Annotated in this window: 22 protein-coding genes; 8 read left to right on the top strand and 14 right to left on the bottom strand. The window is 62.5% G+C overall.

Features of this window, described 5'->3' with window-relative positions:
- The first annotated feature begins 128 nt into the window (after positions 1-128).
- Positions 129-1,055: a L,D-transpeptidase family protein gene (locus CUC44_RS17935; protein ID WP_100861229.1), complete on the top strand. Its 927-nt coding sequence runs from the start codon at positions 129-131 to the stop codon at positions 1,053-1,055.
- 71 nt (positions 1,056-1,126) lie between these two features.
- On the opposite strand, the gene CUC44_RS17940 is transcribed toward CUC44_RS17935, so the two are convergent.
- The 4 genes from CUC44_RS17940 to fldB form a co-directional block, all read right to left on the bottom strand.
- Positions 1,127-1,519 (bottom strand): VOC family protein, encoded by a 393-nt coding sequence (locus CUC44_RS17940; protein ID WP_167388944.1) that lies wholly within the window; start codon positions 1,517-1,519, stop codon positions 1,127-1,129.
- A gap of 286 nt (positions 1,520-1,805) precedes the next feature.
- Entirely contained in the window at positions 1,806-3,146 is a 1,341-nt protein-coding gene (locus CUC44_RS17945) for a TldD/PmbA family protein (RefSeq protein WP_100861230.1), read from the bottom strand.
- Positions 3,146-4,546, bottom strand: coding sequence for a TldD/PmbA family protein (locus CUC44_RS17950; RefSeq protein WP_100861231.1), 1,401 nt, complete (start codon positions 4,544-4,546; stop codon positions 3,146-3,148). The genes CUC44_RS17945 and CUC44_RS17950 overlap by 1 nt, the downstream gene beginning before the upstream one ends.
- 195 nt (positions 4,547-4,741) lie before the next feature.
- Positions 4,742-5,260, bottom strand: a complete 519-nt coding sequence (gene fldB, locus CUC44_RS17955) for a flavodoxin FldB (protein WP_100861232.1) — start codon at positions 5,258-5,260, stop codon at positions 4,742-4,744.
- 193 nt (positions 5,261-5,453) lie between these two features.
- Between fldB and xerD the strand changes: the two genes are divergently transcribed.
- A complete protein-coding gene (gene xerD / locus CUC44_RS17960; RefSeq protein WP_100861233.1) occupies positions 5,454-6,365 on the top strand; it encodes a site-specific tyrosine recombinase XerD in 912 nt (303 codons plus the stop codon).
- Between the two features lie 86 nt (positions 6,366-6,451).
- On the opposite strand, the gene mscL is transcribed toward xerD, so the two are convergent.
- Entirely contained in the window at positions 6,452-6,856 is a 405-nt protein-coding gene (gene mscL, locus CUC44_RS17965; protein ID WP_100861234.1) for a large-conductance mechanosensitive channel protein MscL, read from the bottom strand.
- A 259-nt stretch (positions 6,857-7,115) separates the two neighbouring features.
- Between mscL and CUC44_RS17970 the strand changes: the two genes are divergently transcribed.
- The 6 genes from CUC44_RS17970 (at position 7,116) to nqrE (ending at position 12,798) form a co-directional block, all read left to right on the top strand.
- Entirely contained in the window at positions 7,116-7,835 is a 720-nt protein-coding gene (locus CUC44_RS17970) for a disulfide isomerase DsbC N-terminal domain-containing protein (protein ID WP_167388945.1), read from the top strand.
- Positions 7,798-9,528: a single-stranded-DNA-specific exonuclease RecJ gene (gene recJ / locus CUC44_RS17975; protein WP_100861236.1), complete on the top strand. Its 1,731-nt coding sequence runs from the start codon at positions 7,798-7,800 to the stop codon at positions 9,526-9,528. Before CUC44_RS17970 ends, recJ begins: the two co-directional genes overlap by 38 nt.
- Positions 9,529-9,684: 156 nt before the next feature.
- The gene (locus tag CUC44_RS17980; RefSeq protein ID WP_100861237.1) at positions 9,685-10,866 is read left to right on the top strand and encodes a MerR family transcriptional regulator; all 1,182 of its coding nucleotides are present in this window, start codon (positions 9,685-9,687) and stop codon (positions 10,864-10,866) included.
- 34 nt (positions 10,867-10,900) lie between these two features.
- A complete protein-coding gene (locus CUC44_RS17985) occupies positions 10,901-11,404 on the top strand; it encodes a GNAT family N-acetyltransferase (RefSeq protein ID WP_100861238.1) in 504 nt (167 codons plus the stop codon).
- Positions 11,405-11,641: 237 nt separating this feature from the next.
- Complete coding sequence (locus tag CUC44_RS17990; protein WP_167388946.1) at positions 11,642-12,034, top strand: hypothetical protein; 393 nt, start codon at positions 11,642-11,644, stop codon at positions 12,032-12,034.
- Between the two features lie 164 nt (positions 12,035-12,198).
- Positions 12,199-12,798, top strand: coding sequence for an NADH:ubiquinone reductase (Na(+)-transporting) subunit E (gene nqrE, locus CUC44_RS17995; protein WP_100861239.1), 600 nt, complete (start codon positions 12,199-12,201; stop codon positions 12,796-12,798).
- Positions 12,799-12,845: 47 nt separating this feature from the next.
- Here the strand turns inward: nqrE and CUC44_RS18000 are convergent, their stop codons facing one another.
- The 9 genes from CUC44_RS18000 to rodA all read right to left on the bottom strand — a co-directional run bounded on the left by CUC44_RS18000 (position 12,846) and on the right by rodA (position 20,451).
- Complete coding sequence (locus CUC44_RS18000) at positions 12,846-13,379, bottom strand: GNAT family N-acetyltransferase (protein WP_341866447.1); 534 nt, start codon at positions 13,377-13,379, stop codon at positions 12,846-12,848.
- A 151-nt stretch (positions 13,380-13,530) separates the two neighbouring features.
- Positions 13,531-14,496: a lipoyl synthase gene (lipA, locus tag CUC44_RS18005; RefSeq protein WP_033130949.1), complete on the bottom strand. Its 966-nt coding sequence runs from the start codon at positions 14,494-14,496 to the stop codon at positions 13,531-13,533.
- A gap of 79 nt (positions 14,497-14,575) precedes the next feature.
- Complete coding sequence (lipB, locus tag CUC44_RS18010; RefSeq protein ID WP_100861240.1) at positions 14,576-15,265, bottom strand: lipoyl(octanoyl) transferase LipB; 690 nt, start codon at positions 15,263-15,265, stop codon at positions 14,576-14,578.
- Between the two features lie 84 nt (positions 15,266-15,349).
- Positions 15,350-15,613: a DUF493 family protein YbeD gene (ybeD, locus tag CUC44_RS18015; RefSeq protein WP_100861241.1), complete on the bottom strand. Its 264-nt coding sequence runs from the start codon at positions 15,611-15,613 to the stop codon at positions 15,350-15,352.
- Positions 15,614-15,894: 281 nt separating this feature from the next.
- The gene (locus CUC44_RS18020) at positions 15,895-17,124 is read right to left on the bottom strand and encodes a D-alanyl-D-alanine carboxypeptidase family protein (protein WP_100861242.1); all 1,230 of its coding nucleotides are present in this window, start codon (positions 17,122-17,124) and stop codon (positions 15,895-15,897) included.
- A gap of 189 nt (positions 17,125-17,313) precedes the next feature.
- Complete coding sequence (locus CUC44_RS18025) at positions 17,314-18,261, bottom strand: septal ring lytic transglycosylase RlpA family protein (RefSeq protein ID WP_100861243.1); 948 nt, start codon at positions 18,259-18,261, stop codon at positions 17,314-17,316.
- Entirely contained in the window at positions 18,203-19,213 is a 1,011-nt protein-coding gene (mltB, locus tag CUC44_RS18030; protein WP_100861244.1) for a lytic murein transglycosylase B, read from the bottom strand. Before mltB ends, CUC44_RS18025 begins: the two co-directional genes overlap by 59 nt.
- Positions 19,213-19,323: an FtsW/RodA/SpoVE family cell cycle protein gene (locus tag CUC44_RS18035; protein ID WP_157812802.1), complete on the bottom strand. Its 111-nt coding sequence runs from the start codon at positions 19,321-19,323 to the stop codon at positions 19,213-19,215. The genes mltB and CUC44_RS18035 overlap by 1 nt, the downstream gene beginning before the upstream one ends.
- Positions 19,324-19,347: 24 nt before the next feature.
- Positions 19,348-20,451 (bottom strand): rod shape-determining protein RodA, encoded by a 1,104-nt coding sequence (gene rodA, locus CUC44_RS18040; RefSeq protein WP_100861245.1) that lies wholly within the window; start codon positions 20,449-20,451, stop codon positions 19,348-19,350.
- Positions 20,452-20,479 lie beyond the last annotated feature (28 nt).

The raw sequence follows: 20,479 nt of genomic DNA on the forward strand, positions 1-20,479 counted from the left end.
AATTTTGTCCGACTCGGGAAAGAATGCGCGCTCGGTTATTGGTCTCGGGCGCGGATGATTCGCCTCAGGACAGACCGAGGATGAGCGGGCCTTCGGCCAACAGGTACTGGAAACCACACAGGAATTTTATGAATCCCCTTCGCATTGCCGCTTCGGCCCTTTTTTGCACTCTGACCCTGGTCAGCCAGCAGGCCGCGGCCGTTGAATACGTGCTGCCCGCCGCCAACAGCCGTCTGATTGGTGAGAATCAGGAGTACGTGGTGCCTGCGGACAACCGTCCGCTGGAGCAGATCGCCTCCGACTTCCAGTTGGGTCTGACCAACATCATGGAAGCGAACCCGGGTGTCGACCCCTATCTGCCGACTCCGGGCAGCAAGCTGGTCATCCCCCATCAGCTGATCCTGCCAAATGCGCCGCGCGAAGGGATCGTCATCAACGTGGCAGAGATGCGTCTCTACTACTACCCGAAAGGTCAGAACGTGGTGCAGGTACTGCCCATCGGCATCGGCCAGCTGGGGGTCAACACCCCGGAAAACTGGATCACCAAGGTAGAGCGCAAGCGCGCCAACCCGACCTGGACCCCGACCGAGAACATCCGTCGTCGCTACGCCGCCCAGGGTAAGACCCTGCCTGCGGTCTGGCCAGCCGGCCCGGATAACCCCATGGGCCTGCACGCCCTCTACATCGGCAACCTCTACGCCATCCACGGCACCAACGCCACCTTCGGCATCGGTCTGCGAGTGAGCAGCGGCTGTGTGCGTCTGCGCGCCGACGACATCAAGTACCTGTTCGACAAGGTACCGGTCGGTACCCGCGTCCAGTTCGTGAACCAGCCGGTGAAATCCACCGTCGAGCCGGACGGCGGCCGCTACATGGAAGTCCATGAGCCGCTGTCACGCAACGAGGCCGAGTTCAACTCCACTGCCTCGGTGCCGCTCCCCATGACCCCGGCCATCACCCGCTTCATCGCTCACGCCGACAGCGACTCCAACCTGGTCAAACAGGTGCTGGAACAGCGCTCCGGTATGCCGACGCGCCTCAACCCGCAGGCTTGATAGCCTCAGGGTATAGAGAAACAATAACGGCGACCTCAGGGTCGCCGTTATTGTTTCTGTGTGCCTCTGGCTCAGGCGACGGGCGGTGCATAGAGGGCGAGGCGGTTGCCCTCTGTGTCTTCGATGATGACCCGGGAGCCGTGGCCGCTGCCGATGCTGTGCAGGGGCTCGAGTACCCGCCCGCCGAGTCTGGGCACCATGCGTTCCGCTTCTCTCAGCCTGTCCCCTAGGGAGAGATAGATGAGGGGGCCGAGCCCGCCCGGTTGATGATATTCATCCATGGGACCGAGGCAGGCCGCCGCGTTGTTGCCATCATGGCGCAGCATGGCAAAGCGGATCTCTTCTTGTATTGGCGTGACCTCTATATCGAGCAGGGCCGCGTAGAAGGCCATGGCGCGATCCAGATCCCGGGTCGGAATGTCGGCCCAAACCAGGGTGTTGTCCATCTTGGTGTTCTCCAGCAATATCCGGCCGATGCGACCGGCGGCTCTTGGAAGCAGTTCACGATCTTACTGCGAGGCCGTGATCAAGGCTCATGTGCTGCTCGGAATCCTCACGTATATCTATACGCTCCGATTCCTGCGCCGCTCTTTACCTTGCTGACGACCTCTCGCGACAGATCGTAAACAGGTTCTTAGAGGGTAGGAGTGGCCAATGGGGGTTGCCAGCCATAAAAAAGCGGCGCCTGATGGCGCCGCTTTTGTAATTCGGATGGATGGCGGAAGCACTCGACTTCCCAGGGGCAAACCATCACTTGCCGGCGATGCTCAAGCCACCGAAGCGGATGAGGGGGGCGTAGAAGCCCTTGCCATCGTCGTGGTGCAGCAGATTGCCGACCGCTTCCAGCTCTCCCAGCAGACGGTAGAAGTTGCCCGCGACCGTGATGCCACGCACCGGCTGGACCCGTTCACCGTCCCGGCACAGGAAGCCGGAGGCGCCGAACGAGAAGTCGCCGCTCACCGCATCGGCCCCGGAGTGCAGGCCGTCCAGCTTGACCAGCTCCAGATACTCGCCTGCCTTGACCTCGGCTTCTGTGTGAGGGCCTGTGCCAAACACCAGATGACGGGGGGCCACGTCCAGAGTGCTGCGGGCACTGCGGGCCGCGGCGCCATTGCTGGCCACGCCGAAGTGGTGGGCGGTGGCGCTGTTGTGCAGCAGGGTCTTGAGCTCCCCCTCGCCGATGAGCAACAGATCCTGGGTGGGCGCCCCTTCACCGTCGAACCCCTTGATGCGCATGCCACCCGGCATATGGATCCGGCTCTCCAGGGTGAGCCAGCGGGAGGCCACGCTCTGGCCGAGCTTGTCCCGCCAGGGGTTGATCCCCTGCTGGGCCCATTTGCCCGACAGGGCGGACTGGAAGCAGCCAAACAGGCTGGCAAGGCAGTTGAGGCTGAACAGCGCGCTGTAGCGGCCACTGGGGATCGCCTCGCCCATCAGCAGGCCATCGGTCACGGCATAGACCTGCTCGATGAGGGAGCGGCTGTCAAGCTCGTCGAAGCGGCGGGTATATTGCCCCTGATAGTGCATGGATTGGCGGCCATCACGTTCGATCAGCGCCGAGGTGTGGCAACCGACGCTGAACTCTCCATGCTGGCAGAAGGTGCCCTGGCTGTTGGCGAGCCAGAGTCGGCTCTCTCCCTCGAACAGGCTGTTGTAGGGGGCGCCGGTCACATCCGGCAGGGCCAGCATGTCGGATTCGAGGCGCAGGGCCAGGGCTATCTTCTCCTCCACCGGCGTGGTATCGGGCTGATGGATCTCGGCACCGTCGGTGCTTAACTGGCTATGGGCGACCCGAATGGCCTGATCCCCGTCCAGCTTGGCGAAGCGGCTGGCATCGAGCGCATCCTGCAGCATGGCATCGAGGGCCGCCTCGTCCAGGGATTCCGAGTAGGCGATGCCGACCCGGCCGTCTTTGATGAGGCGAATGCCGATCTGCTGGCTGCTGGTGACCTTGTATTCACCGAGCTCGCCCTTGTCGGCCTTGAGGGAGAAGGCTCTGTCCTGATTGGCGATGATGTCCGCCTCGGCGCCAAGATCCGCGACCTTGTCCAGCAGGCGATTGAGCAAGGGCTTCATGTCGATGGTGCTCATCAGGCGTTACCCCCTACCAGAATGCTGTTGACCTTGAGCTGCGGTTGACCGACGGAGGCGGGAATGGAGCCCGACACCGAGCCGCACATGCCGGCGGAGATGGCCAGATCTTTACCCACCATGGAGATCTCTTGCAGCACCTGGGGGCCGGTGCCGATCAGGGTCGCCGACTTGAGCGGCTTGGTGACCTTGCCCCCTTCGATGAGGTAGGCCTCCTGCACGTTGAAGTTGAACTCCCCCGTGCCCGGTTGCACTGAGCCGCCCCCCATCCGCTTGGCATAGATGCCGTACTCCACCGATGCCAGCATCTCGTCCAGGCTGTGGTGGCCCGCCTCTATGTAGGTGTTGCGCATGCGCGACGCCGGGGCGAAGCGGTAGGACTCGCGCCGACCCGAGCCGGTGCGGGCATAGCCGGTCTTCAGCGCCCCCATGCGATCGACCAGGAAGCCGCTCAGCACGCCATTCTTGATGAGCTGGGTGTGCTGGGTTGCCATGCCTTCGTCATCGACGTTGATGGAGCCCCAGGCGTTGCCTTGCAGGCCTTCATCTACCGCGTTGACCACGGGGCTCGCGATGAGCTGGCCCATCTTGTCGTGGAACACGGAGGCCTTCTTGGCCACCGAGGTGGTCTCCAGCAGATGGCCGCACGCTTCGTGGAAGATGACGCCGCCAAAGCCGCTCTCCAGGATGACCGGCAGGGTGCCGCTCGGGCAGGGGGCTGCGCCGAGTTTCACCAGCGCCTGACGGGTGGAGGAGAGGGCCAGCTCGCGGGGATCGATGAGGGCCGCATGTTCCCAGCCCATCATGGCGCCGGGAGCCTCGTAGCCCACGCTCTGCTCACCGCCGGCCAGGGCTATGGTTTGGGCCGTGATGCGGTTGTAGTGGCGGCGATCACTCACCTGCAGCCCTTCGCTGTTGAAGATCTCCACCTCCTGTTCCCAGCCAAGGGCGCTGGCGGAGAACTGGCTGACCTTGGTGCTCTCGGCGCGGGCCGCGGCATCCATGGCGTGCAGATAGGCAATCTTCTGCTCCAGCAGCTTGTCTGCCGACAGGGGCAGGGCCACCGGGTTGCGATCGCTGAGTCGGGTGAAATCAAACGCGCTGGCGGTGACCACGGGGTCGCGCCTGTCCTTGGCCGCCAAGAGGCTGACAATGCGCAGCAGCTCGTTGCGATCGGCCAGGTTGGTGTAGCCGTACAGCACCTTGTGGCCGTAACAGAGGCGTACCCCTATGCCGAAATCTAGGCCACCGCTGATGGCTTCGATCTGGCTGGAGAGCAGGCTGAGCTGGCTGCGGCGCTTGCGCTCCACGAACAGCTCGGCGAAGTCGGCACCCAGCGCCAGGGCGTGATCGAGCACGTCGCGGGCGATGGCGGGGGCCAACAGGGAGAATGAGGTCATAGAATATCCTTTTCTGGTCTGTTTCCTGTTTGCTTCCGACGCCCTGATTGAGGTTGTTATGGGGCGTCGATTCCATTGTTGCAGACCAGCCTGAAAAAGTCGCTATTGCGCCAGGCGATGATACCGATAGGGAAAACAGGCGCAGTAACTGCGCCCGAGCGGCTCAGTGAGCCGCTCGGGGAGGAGGAGGAGGGGTCAGAGCAGCTCGTGGATCTCGCCCAGGATCTGGTCGACCCACTGCTCGATGCGGGGCTCGGTCTGATCGTACTGATTGGCGTCATCAAGGGCTAGGCCGACGAAGTGGCGACCGTCGTCGATCAGCGCCTTGGAGGCATCGAACTCGTAGCCTTCGTTGGGCCAGTAACCCACCAGCTTGACCCCCTTGGGCAGCAGCTGATCGTGCAACAGGCCGAGGGCGTCCTGATACCATTCGCCGTAGCCGAGCTGATCGCCCATGCCGAACAGGGCTATGATGCGCCCCTCCAGATCGACCTCGGCAATGTCATCCCAGCGGGATTCCCAATCTTCCTGCAACTCGCCGAAATCCCAGGTGGAGATGCCGAGGATCAGGATGTCGTACTCCTGCATGCGGGCGAGGGGCACGTCCTTGATGTTGTGCAGATCGACCAGCTCGGGGCCGATAAGGGCGCGGATCTTCTCGGCAGCCATCTCGGTGTAACAGGTGGTTGAGCCGTAAAACAAACCTATCTTCATCGCTCTTCTCTCGATCGCGGTGGGCAACGATGGGGCGGGCGACCGGATGGGGCCAGCCCGGGGGAGGGGGCCAGTCTAGCAGATTGCGACCCGGCCTTCACCGGGCACGCGCTTCGCAGCCGCCGGTGCCATCTCTTGCCGTGCCTTGGCGCCGCGCTACAATGGCGCACCGTTTGCCGAAGACTCAAGCCCCATGACCAAACCAGCCCCCGCCCAGCACAACCATCCCCTGATTGAGCCCTTTCTCGATGCACTCTGGCTGGAGCGAGGCTTGTCTGACAACACGGTCAGCTCCTATCGCACCGATCTGGAGAAGTTTGCACTCTGGCTGGATGAGCAGGGCAGCTCCCTGCTGCTGGCGGGAATGGACGATATCCAGCACTACCTCGCCTGGCGGGTGGACCAGCAGTTTGCCGCAAGCTCCACGGCCCGCTTCCTCTCCGCCCTGCGCCGCTTCTATCAGTATCTCAACCGGGAGAAGCTGCGCAGCGACGATCCCACCGTGCTGCTGGAGGGGCCCAAGCTGCCCAAGAAACTGCCTGCGGATTTGAGCGAGGCCGAGGTGGAGGCCCTGTTGCAAGCGCCCCTGGTGGATGATCCGCTGGAGCTGAGGGACAGGGCCATGCTGGAGCTGCTCTACGCCACCGGCCTTAGGGTCTCCGAGCTGGTGGGCCTCACCGCCGAGCACGTCAGCCTGCGCCAGGGGCTGGTGCGGGTGGTGGGCAAGGGCAACAAGGAGCGGCTGGTGCCCATGGGAGAAGAGGCGGTCTATTGGCTGGAGCGTTACTACCGGGAGGGGCGTACCCTGCTGCTCGGCGGCACCAGCTCGGATGTGGTGTTCCCCTCCAAGCAGGCCAGGATGATGACCCGCCAGACCTTCTGGCATCGCATCAAGCTCTATGCCACGCGCGCCGGGGTGCGGGGGGAGCTCTCCCCCCACACCCTGCGCCACGCGTTCGCCACCCATCTGCTCAATCACGGCGCTGATCTGCGGGTGGTACAGATGCTGCTGGGCCACGCGGATCTCTCCACCACCCAGATCTATACCCATGTGGCGAACGAGCGGCTCAAGACCTTGCACGGGGAGCATCATCCCCGCGCCTGACGAATACTGTCGCGCCTTGTCTGAAGCTCTCGCCCATAAAAAAACCGCCTCATGGCGGTTTTTTTTGCGATCACACGACAGGGGGATTACTTGCCCTGTTGGGATTTGAGCAGATCGCGGATCTCGCTCAGCAGCTCCTGATCCTTGGTCGGACCGGCCGGTGCTGCCTCTTCCTGCTTCTTCTTCAGGGTATTGATGGCCTTGAGCCCCATGAAGATGGCGAAGGAGATGATCAGGAAGTCGATGATGGTCTGGATGAACTTGCCGTAGGCGATGACCACGGCCGGTGCCGTACCTTCGGCGGCCTTCAGGGTCACAGCGAGATCGCTGAAGTCCACCCCACCCAGGATGAGGCCGATGGGCGGCATGATGACGTCACCCACGAAGGAGGAGACTATCTTGCCGAAGGCGGCACCTATGATGATACCGACCGCCATGTCGATGACGTTGCCTCTGGCCGCAAAGGCCTTGAACTCTTGAATCAGACTCATTTTCCCCTCCAAAAATGGGTTGTGAGCGGCCGCTACCGCTCCTCGATTTGAATAATAAAACATCAGGAAAACAGAGGGATGACCGTCGTGTCTCCTGTCGTCCCGTTTAGCTTGCGGGGCCTCGGCCCAATTGGCAACCTTCCGGAATAGGAATTTTTTGCATCCGGCACTATTAATCAGTCTGTAATTTATGATTTGAGACGCGATTGTCACTGGTTTACCGTATGAAACCTCTCGTTCATGCCAGGTGGGTAAAATAGTGAAGCATTTACTACTGGGAATGATGGTGTTGTGCGCCTTTGTCGCCAACGCGGGGATGGATCCTCAACAATTGAAACAGACCATAGCCCAGCGACTCGGCATGGAGGTGTTTCTGGTGGATGAGACCCCGCTGCCGGGCCTCTTCCTGCTGGGCACGGCCCAGGGGCTGATCTACAGCGACGCCAGGGGGGATTATGTGCTGCAGGGCTCCATGCTGGATCTCGGCCACGACATGAAGAACCTCACCATGCTGAGCCAGCAGCGTCAGCGCCGGCTGGCCCTGGCCCAGATTGGCGAGCAGCGCATGCAACTGAGGGCGCCCCATGAGCGCCATCGCCTCACCCTGTTCACCGAGCTGGATTGTCGCCGCTGCCGCCCCGTGCTGGAGGTGCTGCTGCAGTTGCAGGCCTGGGGGGTGAGCGTGCAACTGCTGCCCCTGGTCGGCCCCTTTGAGGATCAGGTCGAGACCCGCGCACGCTGGTGCGATCCCGCCCTGCAAAATGCACTCGGCCTCAGTGATCGTTTGCCTGTGGCCGGTTGTAATGAGATCCTTGCCCATCATATCGGCCTGAGCCAATGGCTCGGGATCAAGGCGTCACCGAGCTGGGTCCTGCCAAACGGCGACCTGGTGCGGGGTTACCGAAGCCCTGAACAACTGCTCACGCTACTGGATCAAATCGATGTCCCTGCAAATTCGTCGTCGTCCCCGGGTGGATGACAGCCACCTTCCCGCCAACCTTCACCCTCTGCTGCGCCAGATCTTCGCGAGCCGCGGGGTGGACGATCCCGCCCTGCTGGAGCGCAGCGCCAACCTGTTGCTGCCCCCCCAGCGTCTGTTCGGCATGGAGCAGGCGGTGCCCCTGCTGGCCGCGGCCCTGACGGCTCAAAAACGCATCCTCATCGTCGGGGATTTCGACTGCGACGGCGCCACCAGTTCGGCCCTGTGCGTGCTGGCGCTGCGGGCCATGGGAGGGGAACATATCGATTTTCTGGTCCCCAACCGCTTTGAATTCGGTTATGGCCTCACGCCGGAGATAGTTGAACTGGCGATAGCCCGCCGGGCCGAGTTTCTCATCACGGTGGACAACGGCATCTCCAGCATCGCCGGTGTCGCCGCCGCCAAGGCGGCCGGCATGCAGGTTCTGGTCACCGATCATCACCTGCCGGGCCACGAGCTGCCGGCTGCGGACGCGATAGTGAACCCCAACCAACGGGGTTGCGACTTCCCCTCGAAATCTCTGGCCGGGGTCGGGGTTGCCTTCTACCTGATGGCGGCCCTCAACACCCATCTGCGCCAGACCGGCTGGTACGAGCGCTCAGGCATTCGCGCCCCCAATATGGCGGATTACCTGGATCTGGTGGCGCTCGGCACGGTCGCGGACGTGGTGGCGCTCGATGGCAACAACCGCATCCTGGTGCATCAGGGGCTGCAGCGGATCCGGGCAGGACGTTGCCGCCCCGGCATCCAGGCGCTGGTGGACGTGTCGGGCCGGGATGGCCGGCGCCTGTGCGCCGCCGATCTCGGTTTTGCGCTGGGCCCGCGCCTCAATGCGGTGGGCCGCCTCGATGACATGTCCCTCGGGGTCGCCTGCTTGCTGTGTGACGATATCAACCTGGCGCGCCAGCTTGCCGCCGAGATGGACAGCCTCAACCAGGAGCGCAAGGAGATAGAACAGGGCATGCAACAGGAGGCGCTGGCCACCCTGGAGCAGATCCGCTTCCGTGATGGCGAGGTGCCAAGCGGCATAGTGCTGCACAGAGACGAGTGGCATCAGGGGGTGGTGGGGCTGGTGGCCTCCAAGATCAAGGAGAAGTACTACCGACCCGTGATCGCTTTCGCCGAGAGCAGCGACACCGAGCTCAAGGGCTCCGGCCGCTCCATCCCGGGCGTGCACCTGCGGGACGCCCTGGAACTGCTCGACACCCGCCACCCCGGCCTGATGGGCAAGTTCGGTGGCCACGCCATGGCGGCGGGCCTGACCCTGCCCAAGGCCAATATCGAGGCGTTTGGCCGGGCGTTTGAAGCCATCATAGGCGAGCTGGTCACCCCTGAGCTCTTGACCGGCGTGCTGCTCACCGACGGTGAGCTGCTGCCCGACGAGCTCAGCCTGGAGCTCGCCGAGCTCATCCGTGCCTCCGGCCCCTGGGGCCAGGCCTTCCCCGAGCCGCTGTTTGACGGCGAGTTCCTGCTGGTGCAGCAGCGGCTGGTGGGGGAGAAGCACTTGAAGATGATGCTGACCACGGACTCCGGCCATGCGGTGGATGCCATCGCCTTCGGGGTCGATCTCAAGCGCTGGCCCGACGCCTCGGTCAAGCGGGTGCGGCTGGTCTATCGGCTCGATGTGAACGAGTGGCGCGGCAACCGCAGCGTGCAACTGCTGGTGGAGCATCTGGAAGCCGCCGGTCTCTAGTCCTGCCTCTTCAAACGCCACGCCAGCCAACGGCCACCCTCGGGTGGCCGTTTTGTTATGGGGGAATGCAAAGAGGAGAGTTGACCTGTCTATAGCTTCACAGTTTAAGCTCTCCTTCATCGGGTCAAGTGACGACCCGCACCAAGAGTGGTTGCCATGAAAATATCCGAACTGGCCCGTCGCTGCGGCCTCGCCCGCTCCACCCTGCTCTATTACGAGAAGTTGGGGGTGATCGAGGGCGTGCGGGCGGCCAACGGCTATCGCCACTACGACGAGGCTGATCTGCAGCGGTTGCAGATGGTGCAGGCGCTGCAGGCAGGCGGCCTCAGCCTCAAGCAGTGTCTCGCCTGCCTGGCCGGCGAGATAGATAAGGCTGAGCTGCGGGCGCGTGTGGAGGAGTTGGACATTGAGCTCAGCCGGATGCAGCGAGCGCGGGATCTGCTGGCGGATCTGGCGGGCATGAGCCGGGAATCCGGCGATGCATTCAAGGCCTGGCAGTGGCGCCTGCAGCAAGAGGCACCTCAGGCCTATTTCGACTGGGTGATGAAGCAGGGCTATAGCGAGCAGGATCGCTACCACCTGCAGTGGCTTAGCAAGGACATGAACGAGCACGAGCGCTACATCAAGGATTTCAAGCAGCTGCTGGATGGCATGAGCCATTGGGGGCCGGGGGACAGGGCCTTTACCCAGCAGCAGTTCGAGGCCCTCGCCATGGCCCCGAACCGCATTCTCGACATCGGCTGCGGGCGCGGCGCCGCCACCCTGGCATTGGCTCAGGTGTGCGATGCCCCCATTTTGGCCATCGATCTGGACGAGAGTGCCCTGGCCGCCGTCGAGCGCTCGGCCAGGGCGGCAGGCTTTGGTCAGGTGAGCACCCTGTGCGCCAATATGGCAGCCCTGCCTAGGGAGCTGGCGCCGGTCGATCTTATCTGGGCCGAGGGGAGCGCCTACGTGATGGGCTTTGCCGAGGCCCTGACCGCCTGGCGACCCTTGCTGAGCGCTCCCCACGGCAGATTGGTGGTCAGCGAGCTGGTGTGGCTGACCGACGCGCCCCCGGCCGAGGCCAGGGCATTCTGGCAACAGGGGTATCCCGGCATGCAGACCCTGGACGGCTTGCTCGAAACCATTGGGGACGGGGGCTATGAGAGCCTCTCCCACACCCTGCTGCCAGAACGGGCGTGGCACAACTATCTGGATCCCATAGCGCGCAATCTGGCGCGCCTCGAGGGCGAGCTGGGAGACTCGGCGGCCTTTCGGGACTTAAGCCGTGAGCTCGCCATCCACCGCCAGTATCTCGGCCACTACGGCTATGTGATGTGCTGCCTGCGGGCAGCCTGACACCGACAACCAACAACGATCAACAGGAGACAAGATGACTATCCATATCCGACCCGAAACCCATGCCGACAGCGACGCCATCGAGGCGCTGACCATAGCCGCCTTTTTAGAGGCCCCCCATACCGATCACAACGAGCAGCTGATCATCCGCGATCTGCGCGCGGCCGGCGCCCTCAGGCATTCGCTGGTGGCGGAGCAAGACGGGATCATCGTCGGCCACCTCTGCTTCTCGCCCGTGACCATCAGCGATGGGAGTCAGGGCTGGCTTGGTCTGGGCCCCATCGCCGTGGCGCCCGAGTGGCAGGGGAAAGGCATAGGCGCCGCCCTGATGCGGGCCGGGCTCGACGCCCTGGATAGCGAGGGGGTCGCCGGCTGCGTGGTGCTGGGGGAGCCCGGTTTCTACGGCCGCTTCGGCTTCGTGGCCGATGCCCGTCTGCAGTTGCCCGGGGTGCCGGCGGAATACTTCATGGCCAGGCGCCATGGGGATGAGCAGGCGAGCGGCGAGGTGAGCTATCACTGCGCCTTCAACCAGGGCTGAATCTGAGAAAGGATAAAGGGGAGGGCAGGGATGCCCTGCCGCTCTGCAGGCGTGCCAGCCCGATTCACGTCACCCAATCCCGGTTTTTCCCTTCCTTGAATTTGCCCTCCTTCATACGAAAGAGGGCCGAATTGTGATATATTCGGCCCTGCTTTATTCACCGCGCTATTCATCGCACTGCTCACTCTGAAGGTATCCGAACCCTTGCCAAGCCTTGGTCGATTACAGACAGGGTTGATGTCCCTTGGCATCGCCTGCATCCTGTGGCTGGCTGCCATCATGGCGGCAGGGCTGGATGCATCCGTGCGCGCCGCGCGAGCGGAGTCACCGGCGACGATGCAGCTGTATCAGGTTGCGGACAGTCGGCTGACCAAGGAGATTGGTCTGCCACCGGGCGGCCAATGGCGACTCGGCGCCGAGCAGGTCAGACGACTGGAAAGCAGCTCTCATCCAGAGTTTTATCAGGTGCTGCTCGCCTGGTTCCAGCACGACATTCTGGGACTGCTGTGCGGACTGCTGTTCTTCCTGCCCCTCATCTACCTCAGGCAGGTGCCCGATCATTTCGGCTATCTCCACAGACGCCTGCTGGGATGCCACCATCTGCAATTTCGTTTCTGCCACGGTGACTGACAGCGGGCCCGCTCCCAAGCGCGTGCCCGACCCCCTGTCTGCCTGACTGTCTCCTCTTCTGGAGTCAAGCTGCTGCCCTGGGTTTGCCGCCGCGCCTAGTGATCCCTCCCCATCGACTCTAACCATGGGGCGGGCCCTGTCTGCGCAATCTGTGAGCCGACCCGATGGAATATTATGTAAGCCTGTTTATTCACTCTATCTTTGTCGAAAACCTGGCCCTGGCCTTCTTCCTCGGCATGTGTACCTTCCTGGCGGTGTCCAAGAACATCAACACCGCCTTTGGCCTTGGCATGACGGTACTGGTGGTGATGGTGATTGCCATCCCTCTCAACAACCTGATCTACCGCCATATCCTGCGTCCTGACAGCACCTTTCTCGGGGAGTTTGACTTGAGCTTTCTCGATTTCATCATCTACATAGGGGTGCTGGCGGCCCTGGTGCAGGTGATGGAGATGGTGCTGGACAAGTACTTCCCATCGCTCTATCACGCGCTGGGTATCTATCTGCCGCTGCTGACGGTGCATTGCGCCATCTTTGGTGGCGTCATGTTCATGGCCCAGCGGGATTACGACTTCATCGAATCCATAGTGTATGGCGCGGGCTCAGGGCTTGGCTGGCTGCTGGCCATAGTTGCCATCGCCGGTCTGCGCCAGAAGATGAAATATTCGGATGTGCCGGAGGGGCTGAGGGGCATCGGCATCACCTTCATAGTGGCCGGATTGATGTCGCTGGGCTTTATGTCGTTTTCCGGGATCTCGCTGTGAGCGTCGGTTCGCCATGGCATGGCGGAAGGGGTTGATGGCGGGTGCCATCAACCCAGCGTCTTGGCCATGTTGTAGCCCGTGATGTGAAAGCCGAGCTCTTCGTACAATGCCCTGGCTCTGGGGTTGTCATAGGCGACCCGGAGCTTGATCTGGCTGACGCCCATGGTCTTGAGCTCGGCTTCCAGCGCCGCCATGGCGGCTTTGCCATACCCCAGGCCGCGATGAGCCGGGAGTATGTAGAAGTCATAGATAAAGGTGGTGTGGGCGGCGCTGTCTATGCTGTGCCAGAGATAGCCGGCGATGCCCACCGTTGGTGCGACCTCGTTCCCCGTATTGTCACTGACAGTGTCACTGACAGGGACGATGCAGAGCAGGCTCTGATCCGGCGTGGCGGCCCCTCGGGGCAGGTATTGCAGCAAGGAGGCCTCGGCCTGCTGGCGGGCATCGGCCAGGGCCAGCCCGTGATTGCTGGCAAGATCCTGGGCGTAGTCGTCGATGAAGTAGTCGCGATAGGCGGGGAAATCCGCCTCACTCATGGGGATCAGACGAACGATAGGGGTCGGCATTTGAGTGTCACTCAAGGAAAGGGAGCCGCTACCTTAACCCCGGCGCCTGGAATTAGCCAAGGGGTTGGCCGGGAGTGCTGAGTCCGGATTACTCAATAAAAAAGAGCGCCCAAGGGCGCTCTTTTTTTAGCAGGAGAGGTTATTTGACCCCCTCTTTCGGGCGAGGTCATTTGACCTCTTCACCCTTGGCTTGCAGGTCCGCGTGGTAGGAGGAGCGCACGAAGGGACCGCAGGCGGCGTGGGAGAAGCCCAGCCCCATGGCGACATCCTTCAGCTCGTCGAACTCTGCGGGCGGCACGTAGCGCTTGACCGGCAGGTGGTGACGGCTCGGCTGCAGATACTGACCCAGGGTCAGCATGTTGACGCCGTGCTCGCGCAGATCGGTGAGCACCTGCACGATTTCCTCGTTGGTCTCGCCAAGGCCCATCATGACACCGGACTTGGTCGGTACATGGGGGTGCATCTCCTTGATGCGACGCAGCAGCTCGAGGGACCACTTGTAGTCGGCACCCGGGCGGGCGACACGGTACATGCGCGGGGCGGTTTCCAGGTTGTGGTTGAACACGTCCGGCGGGGTCTCGCGGAACACTTCCAGCGCCTGCTCCATCCGGCCACGGAAGTCCGGGGTCAGGATCTCGATGCGGGTCTGGGGGCTGTGCTCGCGGATCTGCTTGATGCAGTCGGCGAAGTGCTGGGCACCGCCGTCACGCAGGTCATCGCGGTCAACCGAGGTGATCACCACGTATTTCAGGCCCATCTCCTTGATGGTCAGCGCCAGCTTCTTCGGCTCGTCGGGATCCAGCGCCAGCGGGCGGCCGTGGGCCACGTCGCAGAAGGGGCAACGACGGGTGCAGATGGCGCCCATGATCATGAAGGTGGCGGTGCCGTGGTTGAAGCACTCCGCCAGGTTCGGGCAGGAGGCCTCTTCACATACCGAGTGCAGCTTGTTTTTGCGCAAGGTGCTCTTGATGTGCTCGATCTTCTGGCTCGACGGCGGCAGCTTGATCCGCATCCAGTCCGGCTTGCGCAGCACTTCCTCGTTGGGATCCGGCATGAATTTCACCGGGATCAGGGCCATCTTGTCGCCATCGCGCAGCTTGACGCCCGGCTCCATACGAACGGGTTTGCTCATGATTCACTCTCGGTGTTTGTTATTGTCTGATTGATGGTCATAGGGTCATCGCCCTCATGACCGCGCGGCATGGACTCGCTCATGCCGCATCTTCGGTACTCGTGATCGTCTGATATCCAATCAGGTTGGCAAGCTCTGCCACCAGGATAGATTGCGCCTCGGCCACACTCTGTGGGCCGCCGAGTGCGCTGGTCTGGGTCATGGCCATGCCCGCATAACCGCACGGATTGATGCGCAGGAAGGGGGTCATGTCCATGTTGATATTCAGTGCCAGACCGTGAAAGGAGCAGCCCTTGCGAATGCGCAGACCCAGAGAGGCCAATTTGGCTTCAGTCTGCAGCGAGGCACCGAGCGCGTTCTTCACGTAGACGCCGGGGGCATCGGGTTTGGCATAAGCCTCAATCCCGCTCCTGGCCAGGGTCTTGATGATGGCCGTCTCGAGGCAGGTCACCAGCTCGCGCACCGTCAACTTGCTGCGGCGCACGTCTACCAGCACGTAGAGCACCAGTTGGCCCGGGCCGTGATAGGTCACCTGGCCGCCGCGATCGCTCTGCACCACAGGGATGTCACCGGGGGCGAGCAGGTGCTCGGCCTTGCCCGCCTGACCCTGGGTGTAGACGGGATCGTGCTCCACCACCCAGAACTCGTCCGGGGTGTCAGGGGTGCGGCTGTCGGTGAAGGCCTTCATGGCATCCCATACCGGCTGGTAGGGGCGGCGGCCTAGCTGTCTGACGAGCAGCTGTGGCTGGGCAGGCGTTGGAAGTGACATCTTTCCTCACTGACGGGCGCTTGAGCCGGTAAAACGGGATGGCAACTAATCACTCGCCCCTGGAGCGGGGCGAGAGAGGCGACTTTACAGGACGTAGCGAACCAGCTCTATCTTGCCAAGTGCGGTATACATGGCTTCGATGTGTTCCTTGCTCTGGGCCGTGACCGTCACCCGTACCGAGTGATAGTTGCCCTTGGTGCTGGGCTGAACGGTCGGGCTGTAGGTGCCGGGAGCGTGCTGCTGCAGCACTTCCACCACCATGTCAGGCAGGGCGGGATCGGCTACGCCAAGCACCTTGAACGGGAACTTGCAGGGGAACTCCAGCAGTTCATCAAACTTGGTATTCATCTACTCACCTTCTATCGTCGTTTGGCGTCGTCACGAAACGACTTCATCTGTGATCTTGTCTGGCCCGAGTTCATCAGGCCGCCAGTACCTGTCAATATGGGCACGGCCCACGCCGGGATCAAGGCCCGGACGGTTCGACAAGTCGTGGAGGTGCTGCTTTTTACCACAAATCGACAGTCGGCGGAACCTGCAGTTTACAGGGTTATTCACTCACCGGGACCAGAACTGGAGAGCGGCGCCAATGGGCGCCGCTCGTTTATCGCTATTTTATGCTGTGGCAGTTACTTGAACCAGCTGGTCACCAGCAGCACCAGATAATCCCACAGACGGCTCATCAGGCCACCCTCTTGCACCTCTTCCAGGGCAACGAGCGGAACCTGCTTGATCTCCTTGTCGCCTTGCTTGAGGAACACGGTACCGACCCGTTGGCCCTTGGCAAGCGGTGCCTTCAGCTCGCTCTCGAGCTGGAAGTCGGCTTTCAGGTTGTTGCCCTGACCGCGGGTGACCAGCACGGAGACGTCCTGATCCACACCCAGTTTCACCTCGGACTTGTCACCCATCCAGATCTTCTGGGTGACCAGCACTGTACCGGCCTTGTACGGGGTCAGGCTCTGGAAGAAGCGGAAACCGTAGGTGAGCAGCTTCTTGCTCTCGGCGGCGCGGGAGCCTTCGCTGCTGGCGCCCAGCACCACGGCGATCAGGCGCATGCCTTCATTGTTGGTGGCGGAGGAGACCAGGTTGTAGCCGACCTGGCTGACGTGGCCGGTCTTGATGCCATCCACTTGCAGGGATTGATCCCACAGCAGGCGGTTGCGGTTGTGCTGGGTGATACCATTGAACACGAACGACTTCTGGGCGTAGATCTTGTACTCCTCCGGCAAGTCGCGGATGAGGGCCTGACCCAGGCGCGCCATGTCGTGGGCGGTACTGTAGTGACCCTCGGCATCCAGGCCGTGGGGGTTCATGAAGTGGCTGTCATTCATGCCGAGCTTGGCGGCCCAGCTGTTCATCAGGCTGGCGAAGGAGTCGGTGCTGCCCGCCAGGTGTTCGGCCATGGCGACACAGGCGTCGTTGCCGGACTGGATGATGATGCCCTTGTTCAGATCATCGACGGAGACCTGCTTGCCCACCTCGATGAACATCTTGGAGGAGTCGGAGTAGTTCTTGGACCAGGCGTTCTGGCTGATGGTCACCATGTCGGTACGCTTGATGTTCCCCTTGGCCAGCTCCTGGCCAATGATGTAGGAGGTCATCATCTTGGTCAGACTGGCGGGCGGCAGGCGCTCTTCGGCGTTCTGCTCGGCCAGCACCTGACCCGAGTAGTAGTCGATCAGGATGTGGGCCTTGGCGGAGATCTCCGGCGCGGCGGGCACGACCATGGGAGCTGAGTTCAGGGTCGGCACCGGCTGGGCAGCCGGCATGGCTGAATCCGGGGTCGGCACTGGCTGGTTGGCCTGGGCGGTGGCGCTTAACAGGGAGGCCAGAATGACGGAGCGGGCAAATTTGGACATCTTGAAATTCCTGGTGCCTGGATGGGGAGTACCCAAGTTAAAACAAGTTAAAAAAAGCGGGCTTCACTATACCAGAAGTGCTGGTCGGTCATAGCCCGACATGCGATCTGGACCGGTTTTTATGGGTTTGCCCCAGGTATCACGCCGGGATACGACGTGACACCTGGGTGAGGCCCTTGTCCATCCCGGTCAAGGGACGATAAAGGCCTGCTCCAGCCCACCCTGGCGGATCTGCTCCAGCAGGCTCGCCTGCTGGTCGGCCGCGATGGGCCCCAGCAGGACCCGGAAGATGGCATCGTGGGCCACCACCTGGTAGGGCACGCCGTAGCGCTGGGTCATCACCTTGCCCATGGCCTCGGCCCTGGGCTGGGAGCCACTCGCCAGCACCTGAATCATCTTGCCCTGACTGCTGGCGGCCTGATTAGCCGAGACAGTGGTAGTTGCCGTGGCCGCCGGCTTGGCGGCAGCTTTGGGCGGGGTAGCTGGTGCAGGAGTGGGTGCCGGGGCCGCAGGCTTGGGCTCACCCAGGAAGGCGCCCTCCTCGGCAGCCGCCGGTTGCATGGGTTGCATCGGGGTCATGGGTACCATCTCGACGATCTGGTCCGGGGTGTCGTTGATGAGCTCGAGTCGCACCCGCGCCTCGCCGTTCTCCACTATGTCCAGCTGCTTGGCCGCCGCATGGGAGAGATCGATCAGCCGATCGCTGCCGAAGGGACCGCGATCGTTGACTCGCACTATGGTCTCCAGCCCGTTGTCCAGGTTGGTGACCCGCACATAGCTCGGCAGTGGCAGGTTGCGGTGGGCCGCGCTGAACTGGGTGCTGTCCAGCACATCGCCGTTGGCGGTCTTCTGGCCATCCAGATCCTGGGCCAGCCAGCTGGCGGTGCCCTCTTCCGTGTAGTGCTTGATGTCGCGCCACACCTCAAACTTCTGTTTGCCAATCCAGTAATCCCGGTTGCCGCTCGCGCTCATGGGCTCGGGACGCGGGATGGCGCCCGTTGCCTGCGGGATCTCGATGACTTGCGGTTTTTCCTGCACAGCGGGTTGCTCGGGGATCGGCTGTGGCTCCGGTTGGCTGCTACAGGCGGCCAGCAACAAGGTCAGGCTGAGGGGAAGAAGTTTGTGGCTGTAATGCATAAGCGTCCTGGATTGCTTGGCTGAGTTGATGCACCGCCATCGCATAGAGAGGGCTGCGGTTATAGCGGGTGATCACATAAAAATTGTGGCGCGCGACCCAGTACTCGGGTCCGTCTGCCTGCTCCAATACCAGCAGTTTTACCGGCGTGTCGGGGACCAGCGGGGTGGCGATTTCTACTCCGGCGGCGGCCAGCTCGGCCCAGCGCTGCTTGAGGTCCGGGCTGGGCTCCAGCAGGGTATCTACTGGCGCCAATCCGATCAAGGCGGGCTCGACTGCGGATTCTCCCCAGCGCCAGTTATGCACGGCGAAGTAGTTGGCCACGCTGCCGATGGCATCCGCCGGGTTGGCAAACAGATCCCGCTTGCCATCCCCGTCAAAATCGACCGCGTAGTGGCGATAGCTGGAGGGCATGAACTGGCCCATGCCCATGGCGCCGGCATAGGAGCCCTTGAGCTGGGTGAGTGACCACTTCTCCTCCCCGGCCAGCAGCACCAGCTGGGCGAACTCCTTGGCGAAGAAGTCGCTGCGCTCGGGGTAGTGAAAACCCAGGGTGTAGAGGCTGTCGAGCACCGAGTGGCGGCCCATCTGGCGGCCATAGAAGGTCTCTATGCCGATGATGGATACGATAAGAGAGGCGGGGACCCGATACGTCTGCTCGGCCCGCGCCAGCACATCGGCGTGGCGCTGCCAGAACGCGATCCCGTCCCGGACCCGCTCTGGGGTGACGAACAGCGGCCTATAGCGATGCCAGGGCTTGGCCTCCCAGGGGCGGGCTATGGTGTCGAGGATCTCTTGGCGTAGCTGCGCCTTTGCGGTGGCGGCCTGCAACTCGGCCAGCGGCACGGCTTGCTGCTCCGCGAGCCGACCCAACTGCGGCGGCTCGGGGGCGGCAACCGCCGGCAGGGAGCCGAGCGCCAGCGCACAGAGAGCAATCCACCACAACCGATGCATCAGGCCAGCAGTCGTCTGTGGGTCTGGATGGACATCAGGATGCCGAAGCCGGCCATCAGGGTCACCATGGAGGTGCCGCCATAGCTCACCAGAGGCAGGGGGACCCCCAATACCGGCAGAATATATCCACCTCATCAGGCCAGCAGTCGTCTGTGGGTCTGGATGGACATCAGGATGCCGAAGCCGGCCATCAGGGTCACCATGGAGGTGCCGCCATAGCTCACCAGAGGCAGAGGGACCCCCACCACAGGCAGTATGCCGCTCACCATGCCCATGTTGACGAACACATAGACGAAGAAGGTGAGGGTCAGGGCGCCGCCGAGCAGACGTTCGAAGCTGTTCTGGGCCTGCATGGAGATAAACAGGCAGCGGCTGATGATGTAGAGATAGATCACCAGCAGCAGGGCAACCCCGACCAGGCCAAACTCCTCGCTGAATACCGCGAAGATAAAGTCGGTGTGGCGCTCAGGCAGGAACTCCAGCTGGGACTGGGTTCCCTGCAGCCAGCCCTTGCCGAACACACCGCCGGAGCCGATCGCTATCTTGGACTGGATGATGTGATAACCACGGCCGAGGGGATCCTTCTCGGGGTCAAGCAGCATCAACACCCGCTGGCGCTGGTAGTCATGCATCAGGAAGAACCAGAGCACCGGCATAAAGGCGGCGATGAGCAGTGCCGCGAGACCGATCAGCCACCAGCTGATCCCCGCAAGGAAGATGACGAAGAAGCCGGAGGCCGCCACCAGAATGGAGGTGCCGAGATCGGGCTGGGCCGCGATAAGCAGGGTAGGCAGCAGCACCATCACCAGGGCGATCAGCACGTGGCTGAACTTGGGTGGCAGTGAGTGACGGCTGAGCCAGGCGGCCACCATGATGGGCATGGAGAGCTTCATCACCTCGGAGGGCTGGAACTTCATAAAGCCGAGATCCAGCCAGCGCTGAGCCCCCTTGCCGATATGGCCGAACACGTCTACCGCGATGAGCAGCACGACCACCACCACAAACAGAGGCACAGACCAGCGCGCATAGAGGGACGGCGGCAACTGGGCCAGCCCTATCATCAGCGCGAACGCCAGACCGCCACGCACCAACTGGCGAATGATGGAATCAAAATCCTGACCCGAGGCGGAGTAGAGCACCACCATGGAGAGGGTCATCAGGGCCAGCAGGCCGAGCAGCAGCGGCAAGTCGATGTGCAGCTTGTACCAGATGCTCTGCTGGCGAGCGGAATTACTCATTGGGCATTACCTCACTCGGCGTCGAAGG

Source organism: Aeromonas lusitana (genome assembly GCF_002812985.1).
Taxonomy (GTDB): domain Bacteria; phylum Pseudomonadota; class Gammaproteobacteria; order Enterobacterales; family Aeromonadaceae; genus Aeromonas; species Aeromonas lusitana.

Excerpts from the sequence above, each read along its gene's own strand:
- nqrE (WP_100861239.1), top strand. The coding sequence starts at position 12,199 with ATGGAATATTATGTAAGCCTGTTTATTCACTCTATCTTTGTCGAAAAC.
- CUC44_RS17945 (WP_100861230.1), bottom strand. The coding sequence starts at position 3,146 with ATGAGCACCATCGACATGAAGCCCTTGCTCAATCGCCTGCTGGACAAG.
- mltB (WP_100861244.1), bottom strand. The coding sequence starts at position 19,213 with ATGCATCGGTTGTGGTGGATTGCTCTCTGTGCGCTGGCGCTCGGCTCC.
- mscL (WP_100861234.1), bottom strand. The coding sequence starts at position 6,856 with ATGAGTCTGATTCAAGAGTTCAAGGCCTTTGCGGCCAGAGGCAACGTC.
- ybeD (WP_100861241.1), bottom strand. The coding sequence starts at position 15,613 with ATGAATACCAAGTTTGATGAACTGCTGGAGTTCCCCTGCAAGTTCCCG.
- CUC44_RS17935 (WP_100861229.1), top strand. The coding sequence starts at position 129 with ATGAATCCCCTTCGCATTGCCGCTTCGGCCCTTTTTTGCACTCTGACC.
- CUC44_RS17950 (WP_100861231.1), bottom strand. The coding sequence starts at position 4,546 with ATGACCTCATTCTCCCTGTTGGCCCCCGCCATCGCCCGCGACGTGCTC.
- lipA (WP_033130949.1), bottom strand. The coding sequence starts at position 14,496 with ATGAGCAAACCCGTTCGTATGGAGCCGGGCGTCAAGCTGCGCGATGGC.
- rodA (WP_100861245.1), bottom strand. The coding sequence starts at position 20,451 with ATGAGTAATTCCGCTCGCCAGCAGAGCATCTGGTACAAGCTGCACATC.
- CUC44_RS17985 (WP_100861238.1), top strand. The coding sequence starts at position 10,901 with ATGACTATCCATATCCGACCCGAAACCCATGCCGACAGCGACGCCATC.
- CUC44_RS17980 (WP_100861237.1), top strand. The coding sequence starts at position 9,685 with ATGAAAATATCCGAACTGGCCCGTCGCTGCGGCCTCGCCCGCTCCACC.
- lipB (WP_100861240.1), bottom strand. The coding sequence starts at position 15,265 with ATGTCACTTCCAACGCCTGCCCAGCCACAGCTGCTCGTCAGACAGCTA.
- CUC44_RS17990 (WP_167388946.1), top strand. The coding sequence starts at position 11,642 with ATGTCCCTTGGCATCGCCTGCATCCTGTGGCTGGCTGCCATCATGGCG.
- CUC44_RS18020 (WP_100861242.1), bottom strand. The coding sequence starts at position 17,124 with ATGTCCAAATTTGCCCGCTCCGTCATTCTGGCCTCCCTGTTAAGCGCC.
- CUC44_RS18025 (WP_100861243.1), bottom strand. The coding sequence starts at position 18,261 with ATGCATTACAGCCACAAACTTCTTCCCCTCAGCCTGACCTTGTTGCTG.
- xerD (WP_100861233.1), top strand. The coding sequence starts at position 5,454 with ATGACCAAACCAGCCCCCGCCCAGCACAACCATCCCCTGATTGAGCCC.
- recJ (WP_100861236.1), top strand. The coding sequence starts at position 7,798 with ATGTCCCTGCAAATTCGTCGTCGTCCCCGGGTGGATGACAGCCACCTT.
- fldB (WP_100861232.1), bottom strand. The coding sequence starts at position 5,260 with ATGAAGATAGGTTTGTTTTACGGCTCAACCACCTGTTACACCGAGATG.